Source organism: Cellulomonas sp. plas2 (assembly GCF_057221735.1).
On record NZ_CM170155.1, the window covers coordinates 370,424 to 387,708 of the forward strand.

Sequence of the window (17,285 nt, forward strand, 5' to 3'; positions counted from 1 at the left end):
CCGACGGACGGGTCCGTCGAGGAGGGGCTGCGGGGCGGACCGGTCGGCGCCGTGCGGCGCCGCGACGGGTCAGGGCAGGCGCGGCGAGCGGGCCGTGGCGCCGGTGGTGCCGGTCGTGCCCGTCGTGCCCTGCGCGCTCGCGGCGAGGCCGGCGGCCTGGTCGCGGACGGACGGGGCGGCCTCCGCCTGGCGCTTGGCCTTCGGGGCCTCGGCCTCCGCCTTGGTCAGGTAGGCCTCCCACCGGGACTGCATGGGCTTGACCAGCCCGCCGCCGACGCCGACGACGAGGATCCCGCCGACCGTCGCCAGCACGGCGACGAGCACCGGCGTCGTGACGGTCGTGGCGATGCCGACCTGGTTGAGCGCGGCGATGATGCCCAGGCCGAGCACGAACACCGCGGCGATGTTGGCGAGGACCTTGCCGTAGGACAGGGCGCCGAGGGTGCCGACGATGAGCTCGCGGACGGCCGTGGCGATCGCGGCGGCCACGACGACGATGACGATCGCCACGACGAGCTTCGGCAGGAACGCGATGATGCTGGCGAGCAGGTCGCCGATGGGGTTGCGGCCGAAGACGCCGAACGCGGCCTGCAGGACGACGAGCACGAGCGCGTAGTACACGATCTTGGCGACGACGTCGGACGCGTCGTACTTGCTCTGCGCCAGGGCCTTCTTCACGCCGCCGCGCTCGACGAGGCGGTCGAACCCGACGCGGTCGAGGACCTTGTCGAGCGCCTTCGAGATGAGCTTCGCGACGATCAGGCCGATGACGAGGATGACGAGGAAGGCGACGAGCTTCGGGACGAAGACCGCCACCGTCGCCAGGGCGTCCTCGAGGGCGTCGCGGATGGGTTGTTCTCCTGGTTCGGACCTCGCCGGTGCGGCGTCGGTGCGCGCCCCGGCGTCGGCCCGAGGGACCGACGGATGACAGCCTTACGGCGTAAGTCAGGCCCGCAACCGGAACGGGCGGAGGGCGGGGCGCGTCGTGCGCGCCCCGCCCTCCGCCCGTCGTGCTCCTGGTGGTCGACGGCCGTCCTGGCGACGGCCGGACCGGTCAGGGTCAGATCCCGCGGGTGCCCGTGCCGTCAGCACGGCCGTCCGTGGCCGACGTGACGTCGCCCTCGAGCTCGATGCGCTCCTTGCGCGTGGTCTCGTTCACCGTCTCGGTGTCGGTGACGACGTCCTTGTCGAGGCGGACGCGCTCGACCGGGACGGTCTCCTTGGTCACGACGGCACGCTCCTCGGTGAGGACGACCTCGTGCTCCTCCTCCGACAGGTCCGGGCCGGCGAGCGCGTCGCCGACGTTGGCGTCGGTGATCGGCTCGCGCTCCAGGCGGACCTCCTCGCGCGTCACGGGCACCGTGACGGTCTGGTTCTCCGTGACGATGTACTTGCGGAGGCGGGCGCGACCGGTGGCGACGCGCTCGGTGCCCACGTTCAGACGCTCCTCCGAGCGGGTCATGGCGTCGTCCGTCGTCGGGCCGCTGGTGTCGTGGCCGACGGTGCCGGCGGCGTCCGTGGTGCCGGCGGCGTCCGCGGTGCCGGTGGCGTACGTGGCGTCGCCGGTCGCGGCGTAGCCGGCCGAGGTGCCGCCGACGCCGTAGTACGTGTAGAGCTCGTCCTCCTCGGCCTCGGACAGGTGGCCGTCCGCGTCGATGCGCGGCGCGCCCTTGACCTTGTCCTTGTCGAACGGCACGACGATCTGGTCGCCGCTGACGTTGGCCTGGTCCAGCGGGATGAAGGACTCGCTGGTGCCGAAGAAGCCCGTCGAGACGGTGATCCACTGGGGCTCGCCGGTCTGGTCGTCCAGGAAGACCTGGCCCAGCTTGCCGATCTTGTCCCCGTCGCTGCCGACGACCGTCGCGCCGGACGTCATGAGGGCCTGGATCTCACTGGTGTCGATCATGCGTCGCTCGCTCTCTGTCGCTGCTGACGAGGCGGTGCCCGGGCGGGCCCGCCGACTTACAACGTAAAGGCGTCTCTCGGGTGCCGCATCCGGACGCGAGCGGCGGGTGTCGAGGACGGGCCGCCCGTCGTCGCCCGCAGGTGCTAGGCACCGGCACCCGCGGGCTGCCAGGCTCTCCCCGTCACCACCGCGAGGCCGACGGCGGTGGCGGGGACTGGCCGGCGTCGGCACCGGAGGGAGCGGGCATGGGATTCCTGGACAAGGCGAAGGCCGCCGCCACGGACCTGGCGGCCAAGGCCGACACGGCGCTGGCGAGCTCGGGGCTCGGCGGACCGGGTGGCGGGTTCGGGCTGGGCGGGGCGAACGTCGACACGCTGTTCCGCGACCTCGGCGTCCTCGCCTACCTCGAGGCCGCCGGTCGCCCGGTCGACACGGCCGAGCGCGAGCGGGTCCTCGCCGCGCTGCGCGAGGCGGAGCAGCGGGGCGCGATCCCCTCGTTCGCCCTGCGGACGACCCCACCGCCGGCACCGGGCGCGTACCCGCCGGCACCCGGCGCCTACCCGCCGCCGCCCGGTGCGCACGCGGCGCCCGGCGCGCACGTGCCCCCGCCGCCCGGCGGTCCGCAGGGGGCACCGCCCGCGACGGGCTCGTCGACGCCACCTCCGGCCGCACCCCCGGCTGCACCGCCACCGCCCCCGTCCTGGGCCGCGGGCGGCGACACCCGCTGACGCGCCCCGTCCGCCGGGCGGGTGACCGGCGGACGGGGGACGGGACCACCGCCCGCTCAGGAGCGGCCGCTCCGGCGACGACGCCGTGGGCAGCCCGCCGAGCCGGCGCGGGCTCCCCGCCCACCCGTGGGAGATGCCGTGACGCCCGCCGTGACCCACGCCGTGACCCACGCCGTGACGCCTGCCGTGCCCCTCGCCCCCACCCCACCCGCGCACCCGGACGTCGTCGCCACGGGCGCGGGCGGCCCGCTCGTGTTCCCCGGCGCCGAGGGGCTCCCGAGCGGGGCGGCGGCCGTCCGGGCGGTGGCCGCCGACGTCCACCTCCTGCACGCGGCGCTCGCAGCCCGGACCGCAGGACGCGCACTGCGCGGGACGCACGAGCAGGACCTGCTCGCGCTGTCGCAGGCGCACGGGCGCGCGCTCGCGGACGTCCTGGCCGCCGTCCCGGGGGCGGTGCTCGCGTCCGCGTGCGGCCGCACCGCCGCGCACTTCCGTCCGCTCGACGAGGCGGGCGTCGCCGACGCGCTGCGCCGGCGCCACCGCCCTGTCCTCGACCACACCCTGCTCGTCCCGCACACGCAGGGCGGCTACCTGCGCACGTCGCTCGTCGTCGCCTTCGGCGCCGGCGGCCACTGGGAGCAGCAGACCTCCGCCCCCTACGCGGCGCACCCCGCGGACACCGCGGGGTCCGCCCTCGCGCGGTCCACCGGCTACCGGCGCGACGTCCAGCACTGGACGGCGGCGATGAACGCGTGGGTGGCCGCCGACCGGTGGCGGCCCGGGGACGACGAGCTCGAGGCGCTGTGGTCCCGGTGGCTCCGCGCGTGACACGGCCGGGGCAGCCGTGCCATCACGCCTGTCAGCCGCGAGGTCCGGGCCTCTCGCGCGGCGCCCGCGCCGACCGCGTCAGCCGAGCGTGACCGACGTGGTCCTGCCACCCGCGGTGACGCGGTACTCCCCGGCGAAGCCCTCCACGGCGACCCGTCCCTCGTCGTCGGTCCGGACGGTGGTCGGCGACAGCCACCACGCGCCCTTCACGAGCCCGTGCAGCGCGTCGTACGACGGCTTCGTCGTGCCGTCGGCGCGCACGAGCCCGACGGGCGCGCCCAGCCACGACCCGGCGTCCGTGATACCCCAGTAGGTGATGGCGTCGACGGCCGGGTGCTCCAGCAGCGTCGTGTAGTGCCGGACCATCTCGTCCGCCTGGCGCTCCTCGCCCTCGGGCGTCGTCGGCCAGGACGGGATCTGGTAGTCGTTCAGGTCGTCGATCTCCGGCGGCATGAGGTGGCCCGAGACGAGCGTGGTCTCCGTGAAGTGCAGCGGCAGGCCGAAGCGGCTGAACCGCTCCAGCACGTCCTGCGTCTTCTCCTCGCCCCAGTAGCCCTGGTGCATGTGGCTCTGCAGGCCCAGGGCGTCGATGCGGATCCCGGCCTCCAGGCACTCCTCGACGAGCCGCTCGTACGCCGGCGACATGTTGAAGTCGTTGAGCAGGAGCTGGATCCCCGGGTTGCCGGCGCGCGCCGTCTCGAAGGCCAGCCGCACGGTCTCCACCTGCCCGAGCCGCTGGCACAGCCGCGTGAGGCCGTTCTCCTCCTTGTCGAAGACCGGCATGATGACGACCTCGTTGATGGCGTCCCAGAGGTCGACGACGCCGGCGAAGTCCGTGACCTCGCGCGTGATGCGGGCACGGAGGACCTGCTCCACCTCGTCGGACGGCAGGTCCAGCAGCCACTGCGGAGCCAGGGTGTGCCAGGCCAGCGGGTGGCCCTTGACCCGCACCCCGTGGTCGACGAACCACTGCGCCGTCCGCAGCAGCCGCTGCGTGTCCGGGCGGCCGCGCTCGGGCTCGAACGCCGCCCAGTAGAAGGGCAGCGTGGCGAAGTTGAACAGACCGGTCCAGAGCTCGGCCAGCAGCGGGCCCTGAGAGGGGTCGGCGCCGCCGAAGGGGTTGTCGGGGATCGCCTCGGTCTCGCCGTTGGCGAGCGGGATGAGGTCGAAGCCGATGTTGCCGAAGCCGAAGGCGTGGGCCGTCTGCTCGACGACGACGTCCGTGTCCGCCAGGAGGCGGCCGGCCCCGTCGAGGACCACCACCTCGGACCGGCGCAGCCGGTGACGCAGGGGCTCGGCGACGGTCAGCGCTGCGACGTGCATCGGTGCACTCCTCGGAGGGACGGCGGTACCGGCCACGAAAGTTTCGGGACCTTTTCCGGCGGCGGTACGGTAGGTCGGCGTCGGCACGGCGTCAACGCGGGACGGAGCAGCGGTGGCGGGTCGCGGGGGCGTGCGGATCGCGGAGATCGCCGCGGCGGCCGGAGTCTCGGTGCCGACGGTGTCCAAGGTGCTGAACGGCCGCCCGGGGGTGTCGGCGGCCACCCGTGCCCAGGTCGAGCACCTGCTGGTCGAGCACGGGTACGAGCGGCGCGGGCGCTCGGGGTCCCAGACCGTCGGGCTCGTCGACTTCGTCATCAGCGACCTGGGCACGCAGTGGGCCACGGCCCTCCTGCGCGGTGCCGAGGCGGAGGCGTCGCGGCTCGGCGTCGGCCTGGTGGTCACGGCCGCGCACGGCCGGCCGGTGGGCACGCCGGACTGGCTGGAGCACGTGCTCACGCGCGGCACCGACGGCGTCGTCCTCGTGGTGTCCGAGCTGCTCGACGCCGGACGCGAGGAGCTCCTGCGGCTGCGGACGCCGGTCGTCCTCGTCGACCCCGTCGGCACGCGCACCGAGCGCCTCCCCACCGTGGCCGCGACCGACTGGGCCGGCGGCCGGGACGCGACCGAGCACCTGCTGGGCCTCGGCCACCGCCGCATCGGCTTCGTCACCGGGCCGCCGGAGCAGGAGTGCCACCGCGACCGCCTGGACGGCTACCGGGCCGCGCTGCTGCGCGCGGGGATCACGCCCGACCCGGCGCTCGTGCGGCACGGCGACTCCCTCGTCGCCGGGGGCCGGCGGTACGGCGAGGAGCTCCTGCGCCTGCCCGAGCCGCCGACCGCGATCATCAGCGGGTCCGACGAGCAGGCCTACGGCGTGTACGCCGCCGCGCGGGCGCTCGGCGTGGACGTCCCGGGCCGGCTGTCCGTCGTCGGCTTCGACGACGTCGACCTGTGCCAGTGGGTCACGCCGCCGCTGACCACGGTCCGGCAGCCGCTGGCGGGCATGGCCCGGGAGGCGACGCGGATGGTCGTCGAGCTGTCGCGGGGCGGGGAGCCGCCCGCCGCCCGCACGGAGCTCGCGACGTCGCTGGTCGTGCGCGCGTCGACGGCGCCGCCGCCGCCCGCACGCTGACCTCGTGTCCTCAGGACTCGAGGACGACGAGGTCCCAGGCCCCGAGCACGAGCTCGTCGCCCGTGCCGACGGCCCGGCCGTCCAGCAGCGAGGTGCCGGCGACCGGCGCCGGGAGCGTGACCGAGCGCCCGGCGTAGTTCAGCAGGTACGTCAGCTCCCGCCCGCGTCCGCTCGTGCCGCGGCGGACGGCGACGGACGGGGCCGTGGCCGCCAGGTCCTGCGGCCACCCCCACAGCCCCGCGTCGCGCACGAGCCGGCCGAGCACCGCCCGCGTCGTGACGGGGTCCGTGAGGGTCGCCAGGTAGGTCGCGGTGCCGCCGCCCACCGCGTTCCTGGTGATCGCGGCGTAGCCCGACCAGGCCGGGTGGTCGTAGGTGGCCAGCACCTCGGTGCCCTCGTCGGGCTGCAGGAGCTCCAGCACGGCCTCGGCGGCGGGGGTGGCCTCGTCGCCCGCCGTGCCGGCCACCGTGCCACCCGCCGCCAGGTCCGCGAACGCGCCGGTGAACGCCAGGCGCGCGCCGTCGGGCGTCGAGAACTGCTGGTAGGACGCGCCGAAGACGTCGGTGAGGGCGTGCGGCGCCCGGTCGTGCCACACCTGCAGGTGCTCGTCGGCGACGCCGGTGCGGAACGTGGCGACGAGGTGCCCGCCGCCCTCGACGTACGCCCGCAGCGCGGCGAGCGTCGCCTCCGGCGCGCTGTACAGGACGGGGACGACGAGCATCGCGTACACGCCGAGGTCCGCCGCGTCGAAGGGCACGAGGTCCACCTCGACGTTGAGCTCGAACAGCGCGTCGTAGACCCGCCGCAGCACGTCGTTGTAGGTGACGGACGGGCGCACCGCCTCCGGGAACCCGGTCTCGAGCGCGAACCAGCGCAGGGCGGTCAGCGCCTCGTTGCTCACCATGACCGCGACGCGGTTGCGCTTCCGCAGCCCGGTCAGCGCGGACCCGAGCCGCTCGACCTCGGCGCCGAAGACGCCGGCCTCCTCGAGCGTCGGGTTGCTCTCGAGGTCGTGGCTCAGCAGGCCCTTCCAGTACGTCTCGAACGAGTGGTGGATGGAGTGCCAGTGCCAGTACAGGACCCCGCACGCCCCGCTGGCGAGGTGGCTCCACGCCTGCAGGCGCAGCTGGCCCGGGTAGGGCAGCCAGCCGTGCTGCCCCTGCGCCTGCGTCTCGAGGACGAGGTGGTTCGCGCCGCCCTTGAGCGACCGCGTGAGGTCCCCGCCGAAGGCGATCTCCTTGCCCGTGAGCCGGGACTGGGTCGGGTGGTAGACGTCGACGCCCGCGACGTCCACGGTCCGGGCCGCGCGGAAGTGGTCGACCGACGGTTGCAGGCCGTAGGACCAGCCCGGCGCCCAGTCGAGGTCGAAGTTGTGCGTGACGAACTGCTCGGGCCGGGCCAGCTCGCGCACGATGCCCGCCTGCCAGCCGAGGTACTCCTCCACCAGCCCCCGGCGGTAGCGGTCGAAGGCGGCCCCGAGCGAGCCGTTGATCGTCCCGCGCACGTCGGGGAAGTCCTCCCACGCGTCGAGGCGGTTGGACCAGTAGGCGAGCCCGAAGGCGCGGTTGAGCGCGTCGAGGTCGTCGTCGAACTCCGCGCGCAGGTGCTTGACGAAGCCGCGCTGGACGCCGCGCGAGGCCGCGTCGTAGTGCTTCGTCTCGTTGTCGAGCTGGAAGCCGATGACGTGCCCGCGTCGCGCGACGTGCCCGACGAGCAGCCGGATCACGCGCTCGGCGTGGAACCGGAAGGCCGGGTGCGTGATGTCCATGATCTGCCGCGCGCCGTACCGGGGCGTGTCGATGCGGTCGGTGACGGCGAGCACCTCCGGGTGGGAGGCGACGAGCCAGGCCGGGACCGCGTACGTCGGCGTGCCCACGATCACCGACAGGCCCGCCTCCTCCGCGGCGTCGAGGGCGCGGTCGACGTGGCCGAGGTCGAAGACCCCCGGCTGGGGCTCGAGCGTGCTCCACGTCGACTCGGCGATGCGGATGACGTTGAGGTGCGCGTCCCGCATCATCGCCATGTCCGTGGCGATCCGGTCCGTCGGCAGGTACTCGTCGTAGTACGCCGCCCCGAACAGCACCCGGTCCTGCACGTGCCGCAGCGCGCCCAACCCTGCCCACCCCTCGTCGCGTGGCGCCCGGCGCCGGTCGGCGGCCGGGCGGGGCACACCCTAGCGAGGGCGGGCCCCGATCCCGGCGAGGACGGCGCGGTCGCCGCCCGTCAGCCCACCGCCCGGCGCACGAGCGCGGTGACGCGCTCCTCGTCGGCCGCCGTGAGGGAGGTGATCGCCCATGTCACGGGCCACGTCGTGCCCTCGTCGAGCACCGCGACGTCGTTGAAGCCGAGCGTGGCGTAGCGGGCCTTGAACTTGCTCGCGGGCTGGAAGAAGCACAGCACCTTGCCGTCCTTGGCGTAGGCCGGCATGCCGTACCAGGTGCGCGGCGCCAGGTCCGGAGCGGCCTCCGTGATGAGCGCGTGCAGCCGCTGACCCAGCCCGCGGTCTGGCTCGGGCAGGGCCTCGAGCGCGGCGACCACGGCGGCCGCCTCCTCCGCGGCCTTGTCGGCCTTGCTGCCGCCGCGACGGCGCGAGGCCTTGAGCTCGGCCGCCCGCTCCTTCATCGCGGCCCGCTCCTCGGCCGTGAAGCCGCCGGCCTCCCCGGCGTCGTCGCCCCGGTCCTGGCCCTCGTCCGGTTCCGCGCTGCCCATGGCCGTCCTCCCTCGCGTCGGTGCGTCGTGGCCGAGCGTAGGGAGGGCCGCCGACACGGCGCCAGGGTCGCCCCTGCGGGTGGGGCCACCGGCCGGACGGGTGGTGCGGCCCCCGGCCGCTCGTCACCGGGCCGCCACGGGCCGACGGGTCGGCAGGGACACCCGTCCCCGCACCCACCGGGAGGCCACCCATGAGCATCGCGAGCATCGGCGCGGCGCAGTCCGCCCTGACCGTCTCGACCCACCTGCTGAAGACCGCGATGGGCGCGGAGAAGCAGTACGCCGCCGCCCTGCTCGGGTCCCTCGACCCCGCGGTCGGCCAGGCGCTCGACGTGCAGGCCTGACCCGGCACGTCCCGCCCCGTCATCGGGGGCAGGTGCGCGTGCGCGCCGCGGGTGGCCCTCCCTAGGCTGCCCCCGTGCACCGCGCCGAGCCTCCGCCGGCCGGCGACCCCGGTGGCGCGGCCGCGCGGACAGGGCACGCGCTCCTCCTCGCGGCCGTCACGGACCGGGGCGGCGACGACCTGCCGGCGGACCTGGCCCGGGACGACGCGGCCGCGCTCGCGGTGGGGCTCTGGCTGCGCGACGAGGCGGCGACGATCCTGCGCGCGGCCGACCGTCCCGACGAGCTCCTCGACGCGGTGCGCGCGCTCCTCGTCGCCGGGTCGCGGCTGGACCCGGAGCCGCCCGACGACGGCGGCATGGGCTGGCAGCGCGCGACGACGTTCGCCCTGCTCGTCGACGACGCCCGGGGTCGGCGGGCGGAGGCGACGCCGCGCCTGCAGGCGCTCCTCGTCGTCGACGCGCCCGCGGTCCTGACCGCGCTGGCGGAGGCCGTCGCGCACGTCGTCCGCGTGCACGAGTCGCCCGGCGGTGCGGCCGCGTACGTCCGCGCCCGCGCGCCGCGCGCCCCCGGCCGATGAGTCTGTCGGTGGTCCGCGGTCTACTGCGGTGACCGGCTCGCGCCCGCGGGCCGACGACGCGGAGGGACCGCCATGACCACCGAGCTCGCCCCGTACCTCTCGTTCCGCGACCAGGCCCGCGCGTGCCTGGAGTTCTACGCCTCCGTGCTGGGCGGGGAGGCGACGTTCAGCACCTTCGGCGAGTTCGGGATGAGCCAGGACCCGGCGGAGCAGGACCTGGTCATGCACGGCCAGCTCGTCACGGCCCGCGGTCTGAAGATCATGGCGGCCGACACCCCGAGCAGCATGGAGGTCACCGCACCCGGCGGCTTCTCCATGTCCCTGTTCGGCGGCCCGGAGGACGAGGCGGAGATGCGCGGCTTCTTCGAGGGGCTGCTCGAGGGCGGCACGCAGACGGTGCCGCTGGAGAAGGCGCCCTGGGGGGACACCTTCGGCATGCTCGTCGACCGCTTCGGCGTGCCGTGGATGGTGAACATCGGCGGCGCGCCCGACGAGGGCTGAGCCCGGTCCCGGTACAGGTCCCCGCGGCCGGCCGGGTCGGCGACGGCGCCGGCCGGCGACGCGTCAGCCGGCGAGCCAGCGCGTGAAGGCGCGGTCGTCGTAGGGTCGGCCGAGCAGGTCCTCGACGAGGTCGGCCGCGTCGCGCGACCCGCCGGGCGCCAGCACCCGGTCCCGGTAGCGCTGCGCCGGCCCGGCCGCGAAGAGGTCGTCGGCGTCGAACGCCGTGAACATGTCCTTGGCGATGACCAGGCTCCACATGTAGGTGTAGTAGGCCGAGGTGTACCCCTCGAGGTGCCCGAAGCCCGTGTGGAAGTGGGTGCCGGGCAGCGGCGCGAGCAGGCTGTGCTCGCGCTGCAGCTCGAGCACGCGCGCGGTCAGGTCCTCGGGCCGCTCGAGGTGCAGCCGGAGCGACACCGCCGCGTAGAACATCTGCGTGCGCGCCAGCAGCGCCTTGCCGAACTCGTCGGCCCGCCGCATCGCGGCCACGAGGTCGGCGGGGATCGGCGCACCGTCGGCGTCCACGGCGAACGTCCGCAGCACGGCGGCGTCCCAGGCCCACTCCTCGAGCATCTGCGAGGGCGCCTCGACGAAGTCCCGCTCGGTCGCCACGCCGGAGAACCGGACCCAGCGCTGCCGCCCGGCCAGCACGTGGTGCAGGAGGTGCCCGAACTCGTGGAAGAGCGTGACGACGTCGTCGTGGTCCATGAGGCCGCGCGGGAAGTTGCACACCAGCACGCCCTCGGGCAGCTGCCGGTCGAGGACCCCGGGGACGAGGTCGAACTGCGCGGCGTGGTTGTACTTGCGCTCGCGGGGGTGCAGGTCGAGGTGGATGCGGCCGAGGACCTCGCCGTCGAGGGCGACGTCGTAGGTCGTCACGTCCTCGTGCCAGGTGCGGGCCTCGTCGCCCGGTACGGGCGTCCACGTCAGTCCGAACAGCCGGCCGGTGACGGTCAGCAGCCCGTCGCGCACGCGGGGGAAGTCGAAGTAGCGCCGCACCGTCTGCGCGTCGACGCCGTACTGCTCGCGCCGCACCGCCTCGAACCAGTAGCGCCAGCTGCTCACGTCCACGGGCACGGCCCCGCCCGCGGGGTCGGCGGCAGCGCGCTCCTGCAGCACGGCCAGCTCGCGCTCCGCGGCGGGCCCCGCGGCCGCCGTGATCCGGTCGACGAAGTCCCCGATGGCGTCGCCGGTCCGGATCATCGTGATCTCGGCGTCCAGGTCGGGCCACGACGCGTAGCCCAGCAGCGTCGCCTTCTCGTGCCGCAGCCGCAGCAGCTCGGCCAGCACGACGTCGTTCTCGGGCCAGGCCAGGGAGAGGAAGGACGTGGCGACCGCGCGCCGGGCGGCGTCGTCGTGCGCGAACGTGAGGAACGGGTGGGTGTCGGGGTAGTCCGTGCTGATCGCGACGGTGCCGTCCGCGTCGGCCGGGTGCGCGGCGACGAAGTCGTCGGGCAGGCCGGCCAGCGCGGCGGCGGGGACCCGCGTCACCCGGCGGCCGTCGCGGATGTTCCGGGAGAAGGTGAGCGCGAGGTCGGTCAGCCGCTGGTCGAGCCCTCGCAGGCGCTCGCGGTCCTCGGCGGGGCGGTCGACGCCGGCGCGACGGAAGTCGCGCAGCGTCTCGTCGAGGACCCGCCGCGCGTCGGCGTCGAGACCGTCCACCGGGACGGACGCCAGGGCCGCGTGGACCTCGGCGTCCAGGTGGAGGTCCGTGTCGAACGCGCTCGCCTCGGTCTCGATGGTCTCGGCGAGCTCCACCACGGCCGGGTCGGGGTGCACGGATGCCAGCAGCGAGCAGACCGCCCGGGCGTTCGCCAGGGCCAGCGACGCCTCGTCCCAGGTGCCGAGCAGCGTGACGTCGCCGCGGGGCCCCGCCCGGAGCGCGTCGACCCGCTCCGCCGCCACGCGCAGCTGGCCGCGGCCGCGATCCTCGAGCCAGGTGTGCCAGTCGTCGGCGGGCAGGGCGAGCGGGACGAGGTCGGCCATGCGCCCGACGATAACCGCGGGCCGTCGCCCGGGACCCGCCCCGCCGGGCGGAGGGCCCGGCGGTCCACCAGGCTGGGGGAGGTCCGGCTCCAGGCCGGCGCGAGGGCCGGTCCGAGCACCGGTCCGAGCACCGGTCCGTGAGCGGGTCCGTGCACGAGGGCGGGAGGAGGGTGCGATGGCCGCGTCGCAGGACCGGACGTCGTCGCCGGCGTCCCCCGAGCTCGAGACGTACTGGACGAAGCGCGACTTCACCCGCACGGCGGAGCCGCACGGCGAACGGGTGCCGGCCGCCCCCGGCGAGCCGCTGCGGTTCGTGGTGCAGCGGCACCGCGCCCGGCGGCTCCACTACGACCTGCGCTTCGAGATGGGCGGCGTGCTCGCCAGCTGGGCCGTGCCGCGCGGCCCGACGCTGGACCCCGCCGCCCGGCGCCTCGCCGTGCACGTGAAGGACCACCCGCTCGAGTACGAGACCTTCGAGGGCGTCATCCCCGCCGGCGAGTACGGCGGCGGGGACGTCATCGTCTGGGACCACGGCACGTGGGAGCCGTTGCGCACCGACGACCCGGTGGCGGCGGTCGCGGCGGGAGAGCTGCACGCGGAGCTGCACGGCACCCGGCTGAAGGGCCGCTTCCTGTTGGTCAGGCGCGGGGAGGAGGGCGGCAAGGAGCAGTGGCTCCTGCTGCACAAGCACGACGAGCACGCGGTCGAGGGCTGGGACGCCGAGGACCACCCCACGTCCGTCGTGTCGGGGCGGACGAACGACGAGGTGAAGGCCGACCCGGACCGGCTGTGGCGCTCCGACCTGCCGCCCGACCGCGCGAGCGTCGAGCTGCACGCGCCTCCCGTCCCGGGGCCGAGGGCGGACGAGCTCGCCGCCCTGGACGAGCTGGGCGCGGGCGGCACCTGGGACGTCCTCGGCCGTCGCCTGCGCGTGACGAACCTCGACAAGGTCCTCTTCCCCGGGCGCGGCGACGAGCCGCCGGTGACGAAGCGGGAGCTGTTGTCGTACACGGCACGGATCGCCCCCGTCGTGCTGCCGTACCTGCGCGGGCGCGCGCTCAACATGCACCGGTTCCCCGAGGGCGCCGGCAGCGGCAAGGGCTTCTGGCACAAGGAGCTGCCGGGCCACGCCCCGGCGTGGGTGCCGCGCTGGGACAACCCGGAGGCCGACGAGGGCGAGACGCACACATACCTCGTCGTCGACGAACCCGCCGCCCTCGTGTGGGCCGCCAACTTCGGCGCGCTGGAGTGGCACGCCTGGACGTCCCGCACGGCGGAGCCGCACCGCCCGACGTACGCGCTGGTGGACATCGACCCCGGGCCGGCCACCGCCTGGGAGGACGTGCTGCTCCTCGCGCGGCTGCACCGTGACGCGTTCGCCCACCTGGGGGTGACGGCGCTGCCGAAGGTCACCGGGCGGCGCGGCATCCAGGTGTGGGTCCCCATCGCCGTCGGGCCGTCCTTCGACGAGACGCGCGCGTGGGTCGAGCGCGTCTCCCGCACGGTGGGGGCCGTCGTGCCGGACCTCGTGAGCTGGCGCTGGGAGGTGCGCGAGCGTGGGGGGCAGGCCCGGCTCGACTACACGCAGAACGCCATCAACAAGACGCTGGTGGCCCCCTACTCCCCGCGGGCGGTGGGCGGCGCACCGGTCTCCGCCCCCATCACCTGGGACGAGCTCGACGAGCCGTGGCTGCGCCCGGACGTCTTCACGGTCCGCACGGTGCTCGACCGGCTGGCCGAGCGCGGTGACCCCTTCCGCGGGGTGCTCGGCGGCGCGCAGGTCCTCCCGGCCCTGACCTGAGCCTCGCCGAGGCGCGGGCGGCGAACCGGACCACCCGCGACTACCGTCCCGCCGGTGAAGCCCTTCCTGCTCCTCGCCACCCGCGCCGACGACGTGGTGGCGGACGCCGAGTACGCGGCGGTGCTGCGCTACGGCGGCCTGCGCCCGGAGGAGCTGCGGCGCGTGCGCCTGGAGCGCGAGCCCCTGCCGGACCTCGACCTCGGCGCGCTGTCGGGTGTGGTCGTCGGTGGCAGCCCGTACTGCACCAGCGACCCGGAGGAGACGAAGGGCCCCGTCCAGCAGCGGGTGGAACGGGAGCTGTCCGCCCTGCTCGACGAGGTCGTCGCGCGCGACGTGCCCTTCCTCGGCGCCTGCTACGGCGTCGGCACGCTGGGGGTGCACCAGGGCGGCACCGTCGACCGCACGTTCGGGGAGCCGATCGGCACCGTGCCGGTGACCCTCACCGACGCCGGCCGGGCCGACCCCGTCTTCGCCGGGCTGCCCGCGACGTTCGACGCCTTCGTCGGGCACAAGGAGGCGCTGACCGTCGCACCGCCGCACGCGACCGTGCTGGCGACGTCGCCGGCGTGCCCGGTGCAGGCCTTCCGGGTCGGGCAGCACCAGTACGCGACGCAGTTCCACCCCGAGCTGGACGTCGAGGGCATCGTCGGACGCGTGACCGTCTACCGGGAGGCGGGCTACTTCCCGCCGGAGGAGTACGAGGAGCTCGTCGCCCGGCTGCGCCTCGCGCGGGCCGAGGTGCCCCCGCTGGTGCTCCGTCGTTTCGTCGACCGGTACCGCCGGGAGGACGGCGAAGGCCCCCGGGGCTTGGTCACCAGGGAGGGTTAGGCCTCGTCCAGCAGGACACTTGCGTTCGTGCCGACGAGCACGTAACGTTGCCGAGCCCGCTCAGCAGGGAGGAACGGACACCGCGGCAACGCCCCGGTGGCTGGTCCCACTGGGACGGTGCAACCCCCCGACGAACCGCAGGGCACACGTGTGCGCCCGCTCGACGTCGGGTCCTCGACAGCCGCCCGCGAGGGCAGCGCGTGACCGGGCAGTCCTGCGGGAATGCTCAGGGACGGGCAGTGGTTGTCGATGACGTAGGGTCAGGAATGCGTCGCACGGACCGGGCAGGAATGCCGGGTCCAACGCATCCGCTCCTCTTCCTGAATGCAGCGACGGCCGAAGAGGCCAGCGCCGTATGGCAGGATGGGGACCACCGGAAAGCAGCGCGGGTGGCCTTCGGGCCAGCTGCGGTGCGGTACGGTAGGAACCCACGGAATGGCGTTCGGAACGGTGTGAGAGCCGCTCGGGATGCGGTAACGTGAGGATCACCGGAAAGCGCCGGCGAGGTCGAGAAGGCCCCGCGGGATGCGGTACGGTGGAGCACGAGAACGAGCCCCAGGCGAGATCGCGGTGACGTGGTCGAGGTGGTGTGCGTCTGTTCCTTGAGAACTCAACAGTGTGTCAAGTAGTCGATGCCAAATCGCCTGCCTGTGCTGGTGCTGGTCCCTGTTGTGGGGGTTGGTGCTTGTGGGGGTGGGTTGTTGTTTGGTTGATCTGGACAGGCCAGATGGCTTGTTCTGTCAGCTAGAGTTTTTCTCTGTGTTTGTCGACTGCCAGGCTGCTGCGCTCTCGGGTGTGGTGGTGTGGTTGTTGTCGATCATTGACGGAGAGTTTGATTCTGGCTCAGGACGAACGCTGGCGGCGTGCTTAACACATGCAAGTCGAACGGTGATCTCCAGCTTGCTGGGGTGATCAGTGGCGAACGGGTGAGTAACACGTGAGTAACCTGCCCCTGACTCTGGGATAACTGCTGGAAACGGTGGCTAATACCGGATATGACGTGTGCCTGCATGGGTGTGCGTGGAAAGTTTTTCGGTCAGGGATGGGCTCGCGGCCTATCAGCTTGTTGGTGGGGTGATGGCCTACCAAGGCGACGACGGGTAGCCGGCCTGAGAGGGCGACCGGCCACACTGGGACTGAGACACGGCCCAGACTCCTACGGGAGGCAGCAGTGGGGAATATTGCACAATGGGCGAAAGCCTGATGCAGCGACGCCGCGTGAGGGATGACGGCCTTCGGGTTGTAAACCTCTTTCAGCAGGGAAGAAGCGAGAGTGACGGTACCTGCAGAAGAAGCGCCGGCTAACTACGTGCCAGCAGCCGCGGTAATACGTAGGGCGCAAGCGTTGTCCGGAATTATTGGGCGTAAAGAGCTCGTAGGCGGTGTGTCGCGTCTGCTGTGAAATCCTCAGGCTCAACCTGGGGCTTGCAGTGGGTACGGGCACACTAGAGTGCGGTAGGGGTGACTGGAATTCCTGGTGTAGCGGTGGAATGCGCAGATATCAGGAGGAACACCGATGGCGAAGGCAGGTCACTGGGCCGCAACTGACGCTGAGGAGCGAAAGCATGGGGAGCGAACAGGATTAGATACCCTGGTAGTCCATGCCGTAAACGTTGGGCACTAGGTGTGGGGTCCATTCCACGGATTCCGTGCCGCAGCAAACGCATTAAGTGCCCCGCCTGGGGAGTACGGCCGCAAGGCTAAAACTCAAAGAAATTGACGGGGGCCCGCACAAGCGGCGGAGCATGCGGATTAATTCGATGCAACGCGAAGAACCTTACCAAGGCTTGACATGCACCGGTAACACTCAGAGATGGGTGCCCCGCAAGGTCGGTGCACAGGTGGTGCATGGTTGTCGTCAGCTCGTGTCGTGAGATGTTGGGTTAAGTCCCGCAACGAGCGCAACCCTCGTTCCATGTTGCCAGCGGGTCGTGCCGGGGACTCATGGGAGACTGCCGGGGTCAACTCGGAGGAAGGTGGGGATGACGTCAAATCATCATGCCCCTTATGTCTTGGGCTTCACGCATGCTACAATGGCCGGTACAAAGGGCTGCGATACCGCGAGGTGGAGCGAATCCCAAAAAGCCGGTCTCAGTTCGGATTGGGGTCTGCAACTCGACCCCATGAAGTCGGAGTCGCTAGTAATCGCAGATCAGCAACGCTGCGGTGAATACGTTCCCGGGCCTTGTACACACCGCCCGTCAAGTCACGAAAGTCGGTAACACCCGAAGCCGGTGGCCCAACCTCCTTGTGAGGGGGGAGCTGTCGAAGGTGGGACTGGCGATTGGGACTAAGTCGTAACAAGGTAGCCGTACCGGAAGGTGCGGCTGGATCACCTCCTTTCTAAGGAGCATCTGACGCGCGTCCTTGCCTGTCGTGGGTGGGGGTGGTGCGTGCAGGACCATGCCCTGGCCGTGCGTGCTGGGGGTGGTGCTCGAGGGTGGAACATCGACTGCTGCCGGTCCTGCGGGCCCGGGTGACCCTAGTACGTCGTGTGGTCGTGTCCTTGCTCCTCCTGGTGGGGGGTGGGGTGCGGTGCGCGGGTGGGAACGGGTGGCCGGGGTGGTCTGGGGGTCGGCTGACACGCTGTTGGGTCCTGAGGGAGCAGCTGCCCGGTCGGGTGG

Annotated in this window: 14 protein-coding genes and 1 rRNA gene; 9 read left to right on the forward strand and 6 right to left on the reverse strand. The window is 73.2% G+C overall.

Annotated features, from left to right (window positions below; all coding sequences use genetic code 11):
- Window positions 1–69: 69 nt before the first annotated feature.
- Both AC2TDM_RS01640 and AC2TDM_RS01645 read right to left on the reverse strand, forming a co-directional pair.
- Window positions 70–849, reverse strand: coding sequence for a mechanosensitive ion channel family protein (locus AC2TDM_RS01640; RefSeq protein ID WP_090034519.1), 780 nt, complete (start codon window positions 847–849; stop codon window positions 70–72).
- A 211-nt stretch (window positions 850–1,060) separates the two neighbouring features.
- Window positions 1,061–1,906: a DUF2382 domain-containing protein gene (locus tag AC2TDM_RS01645; RefSeq protein WP_484635633.1), complete on the reverse strand. Its 846-nt coding sequence runs from the start codon at window positions 1,904–1,906 to the stop codon at window positions 1,061–1,063.
- A 245-nt stretch (window positions 1,907–2,151) separates the two neighbouring features.
- Between AC2TDM_RS01645 and AC2TDM_RS01650 the strand changes: the two genes are divergently transcribed.
- Window positions 2,152–2,634: a hypothetical protein gene (locus tag AC2TDM_RS01650; RefSeq protein ID WP_090034522.1), complete on the forward strand. Its 483-nt coding sequence runs from the start codon at window positions 2,152–2,154 to the stop codon at window positions 2,632–2,634.
- Between the two features lie 138 nt (window positions 2,635–2,772).
- A complete protein-coding gene (locus AC2TDM_RS01655) occupies window positions 2,773–3,462 on the forward strand; it encodes a hypothetical protein (protein WP_090034525.1) in 690 nt (229 codons plus the stop codon).
- Between the two features lie 78 nt (window positions 3,463–3,540).
- On the opposite strand, the gene AC2TDM_RS01660 is transcribed toward AC2TDM_RS01655, so the two are convergent.
- Complete coding sequence (locus AC2TDM_RS01660; protein WP_090034527.1) at window positions 3,541–4,785, reverse strand: endo-1,4-beta-xylanase; 1,245 nt, start codon at window positions 4,783–4,785, stop codon at window positions 3,541–3,543.
- Window positions 4,786–4,897: 112 nt separating this feature from the next.
- On the opposite strand from AC2TDM_RS01660, the gene AC2TDM_RS01665 reads away from it, so the two are divergent.
- The gene (locus AC2TDM_RS01665; RefSeq protein WP_090034529.1) at window positions 4,898–5,917 is read left to right on the forward strand and encodes a LacI family DNA-binding transcriptional regulator; all 1,020 of its coding nucleotides are present in this window, start codon (window positions 4,898–4,900) and stop codon (window positions 5,915–5,917) included.
- A 10-nt stretch (window positions 5,918–5,927) separates the two neighbouring features.
- On the opposite strand, the gene AC2TDM_RS01670 is transcribed toward AC2TDM_RS01665, so the two are convergent.
- Both AC2TDM_RS01670 and AC2TDM_RS01675 read right to left on the reverse strand, forming a co-directional pair.
- The gene (locus tag AC2TDM_RS01670) at window positions 5,928–8,030 is read right to left on the reverse strand and encodes a beta-galactosidase (RefSeq protein WP_484635634.1); all 2,103 of its coding nucleotides are present in this window, start codon (window positions 8,028–8,030) and stop codon (window positions 5,928–5,930) included.
- A 110-nt stretch (window positions 8,031–8,140) separates the two neighbouring features.
- Window positions 8,141–8,626, reverse strand: coding sequence for an iron chaperone (locus tag AC2TDM_RS01675; protein ID WP_090034534.1), 486 nt, complete (start codon window positions 8,624–8,626; stop codon window positions 8,141–8,143).
- 191 nt (window positions 8,627–8,817) lie between these two features.
- Here AC2TDM_RS01675 and AC2TDM_RS01680 point away from each other — a divergent pair, with 191 nt between their 5' ends.
- The 3 genes from AC2TDM_RS01680 (at window position 8,818) to AC2TDM_RS01690 (ending at window position 10,049) form a co-directional block, all read left to right on the forward strand.
- Entirely contained in the window at window positions 8,818–8,970 is a 153-nt protein-coding gene (locus AC2TDM_RS01680; RefSeq protein WP_175499587.1) for a hypothetical protein, read from the forward strand.
- Window positions 8,971–9,044: 74 nt separating this feature from the next.
- Window positions 9,045–9,548 carry a hypothetical protein gene (locus AC2TDM_RS01685; protein ID WP_484635635.1) on the forward strand — a complete coding sequence of 168 codons (504 nt, stop codon included), beginning with the start codon at window positions 9,045–9,047 and terminating at the stop codon, window positions 9,546–9,548.
- 72 nt (window positions 9,549–9,620) lie between these two features.
- The gene (locus AC2TDM_RS01690; protein WP_484635636.1) at window positions 9,621–10,049 is read left to right on the forward strand and encodes a VOC family protein; all 429 of its coding nucleotides are present in this window, start codon (window positions 9,621–9,623) and stop codon (window positions 10,047–10,049) included.
- Between the two features lie 63 nt (window positions 10,050–10,112).
- On the opposite strand, the gene AC2TDM_RS01695 is transcribed toward AC2TDM_RS01690, so the two are convergent.
- The gene (locus tag AC2TDM_RS01695; RefSeq protein ID WP_484635637.1) at window positions 10,113–12,032 is read right to left on the reverse strand and encodes a M3 family metallopeptidase; all 1,920 of its coding nucleotides are present in this window, start codon (window positions 12,030–12,032) and stop codon (window positions 10,113–10,115) included.
- A 175-nt stretch (window positions 12,033–12,207) separates the two neighbouring features.
- Here AC2TDM_RS01695 and AC2TDM_RS01700 point away from each other — a divergent pair, with 175 nt between their 5' ends.
- The 3 genes from AC2TDM_RS01700 to AC2TDM_RS01710 all read left to right on the forward strand — a co-directional run bounded on the left by AC2TDM_RS01700 (window position 12,208) and on the right by AC2TDM_RS01710 (window position 17,004).
- Window positions 12,208–13,833, forward strand: a complete 1,626-nt coding sequence (locus AC2TDM_RS01700; protein WP_484635638.1) for a DNA polymerase domain-containing protein — start codon at window positions 12,208–12,210, stop codon at window positions 13,831–13,833.
- A 54-nt stretch (window positions 13,834–13,887) separates the two neighbouring features.
- The gene (locus tag AC2TDM_RS01705; protein ID WP_484635639.1) at window positions 13,888–14,661 is read left to right on the forward strand and encodes a glutamine amidotransferase; all 774 of its coding nucleotides are present in this window, start codon (window positions 13,888–13,890) and stop codon (window positions 14,659–14,661) included.
- A gap of 820 nt (window positions 14,662–15,481) precedes the next feature.
- Window positions 15,482–17,004 (forward strand): 16S ribosomal RNA (locus AC2TDM_RS01710).
- Window positions 17,005–17,285 lie beyond the last annotated feature (281 nt).

Coding starts and splice junctions, on each gene's coding strand:
- AC2TDM_RS01690 (WP_484635636.1), top strand. CDS start 9,621: ATGACCACCGAGCTCGCCCCGTACCTCTCGTTCCGCGACCAGGCCCGC.
- AC2TDM_RS01695 (WP_484635637.1), bottom strand. CDS start 12,032: ATGGCCGACCTCGTCCCGCTCGCCCTGCCCGCCGACGACTGGCACACC.
- AC2TDM_RS01675 (WP_090034534.1), bottom strand. CDS start 8,626: ATGGGCAGCGCGGAACCGGACGAGGGCCAGGACCGGGGCGACGACGCC.
- AC2TDM_RS01700 (WP_484635638.1), top strand. CDS start 12,208: ATGGCCGCGTCGCAGGACCGGACGTCGTCGCCGGCGTCCCCCGAGCTC.
- AC2TDM_RS01645 (WP_484635633.1), bottom strand. CDS start 1,906: ATGATCGACACCAGTGAGATCCAGGCCCTCATGACGTCCGGCGCGACG.
- AC2TDM_RS01650 (WP_090034522.1), top strand. CDS start 2,152: ATGGGATTCCTGGACAAGGCGAAGGCCGCCGCCACGGACCTGGCGGCC.
- AC2TDM_RS01680 (WP_175499587.1), top strand. CDS start 8,818: ATGAGCATCGCGAGCATCGGCGCGGCGCAGTCCGCCCTGACCGTCTCG.
- AC2TDM_RS01660 (WP_090034527.1), bottom strand. CDS start 4,785: ATGCACGTCGCAGCGCTGACCGTCGCCGAGCCCCTGCGTCACCGGCTG.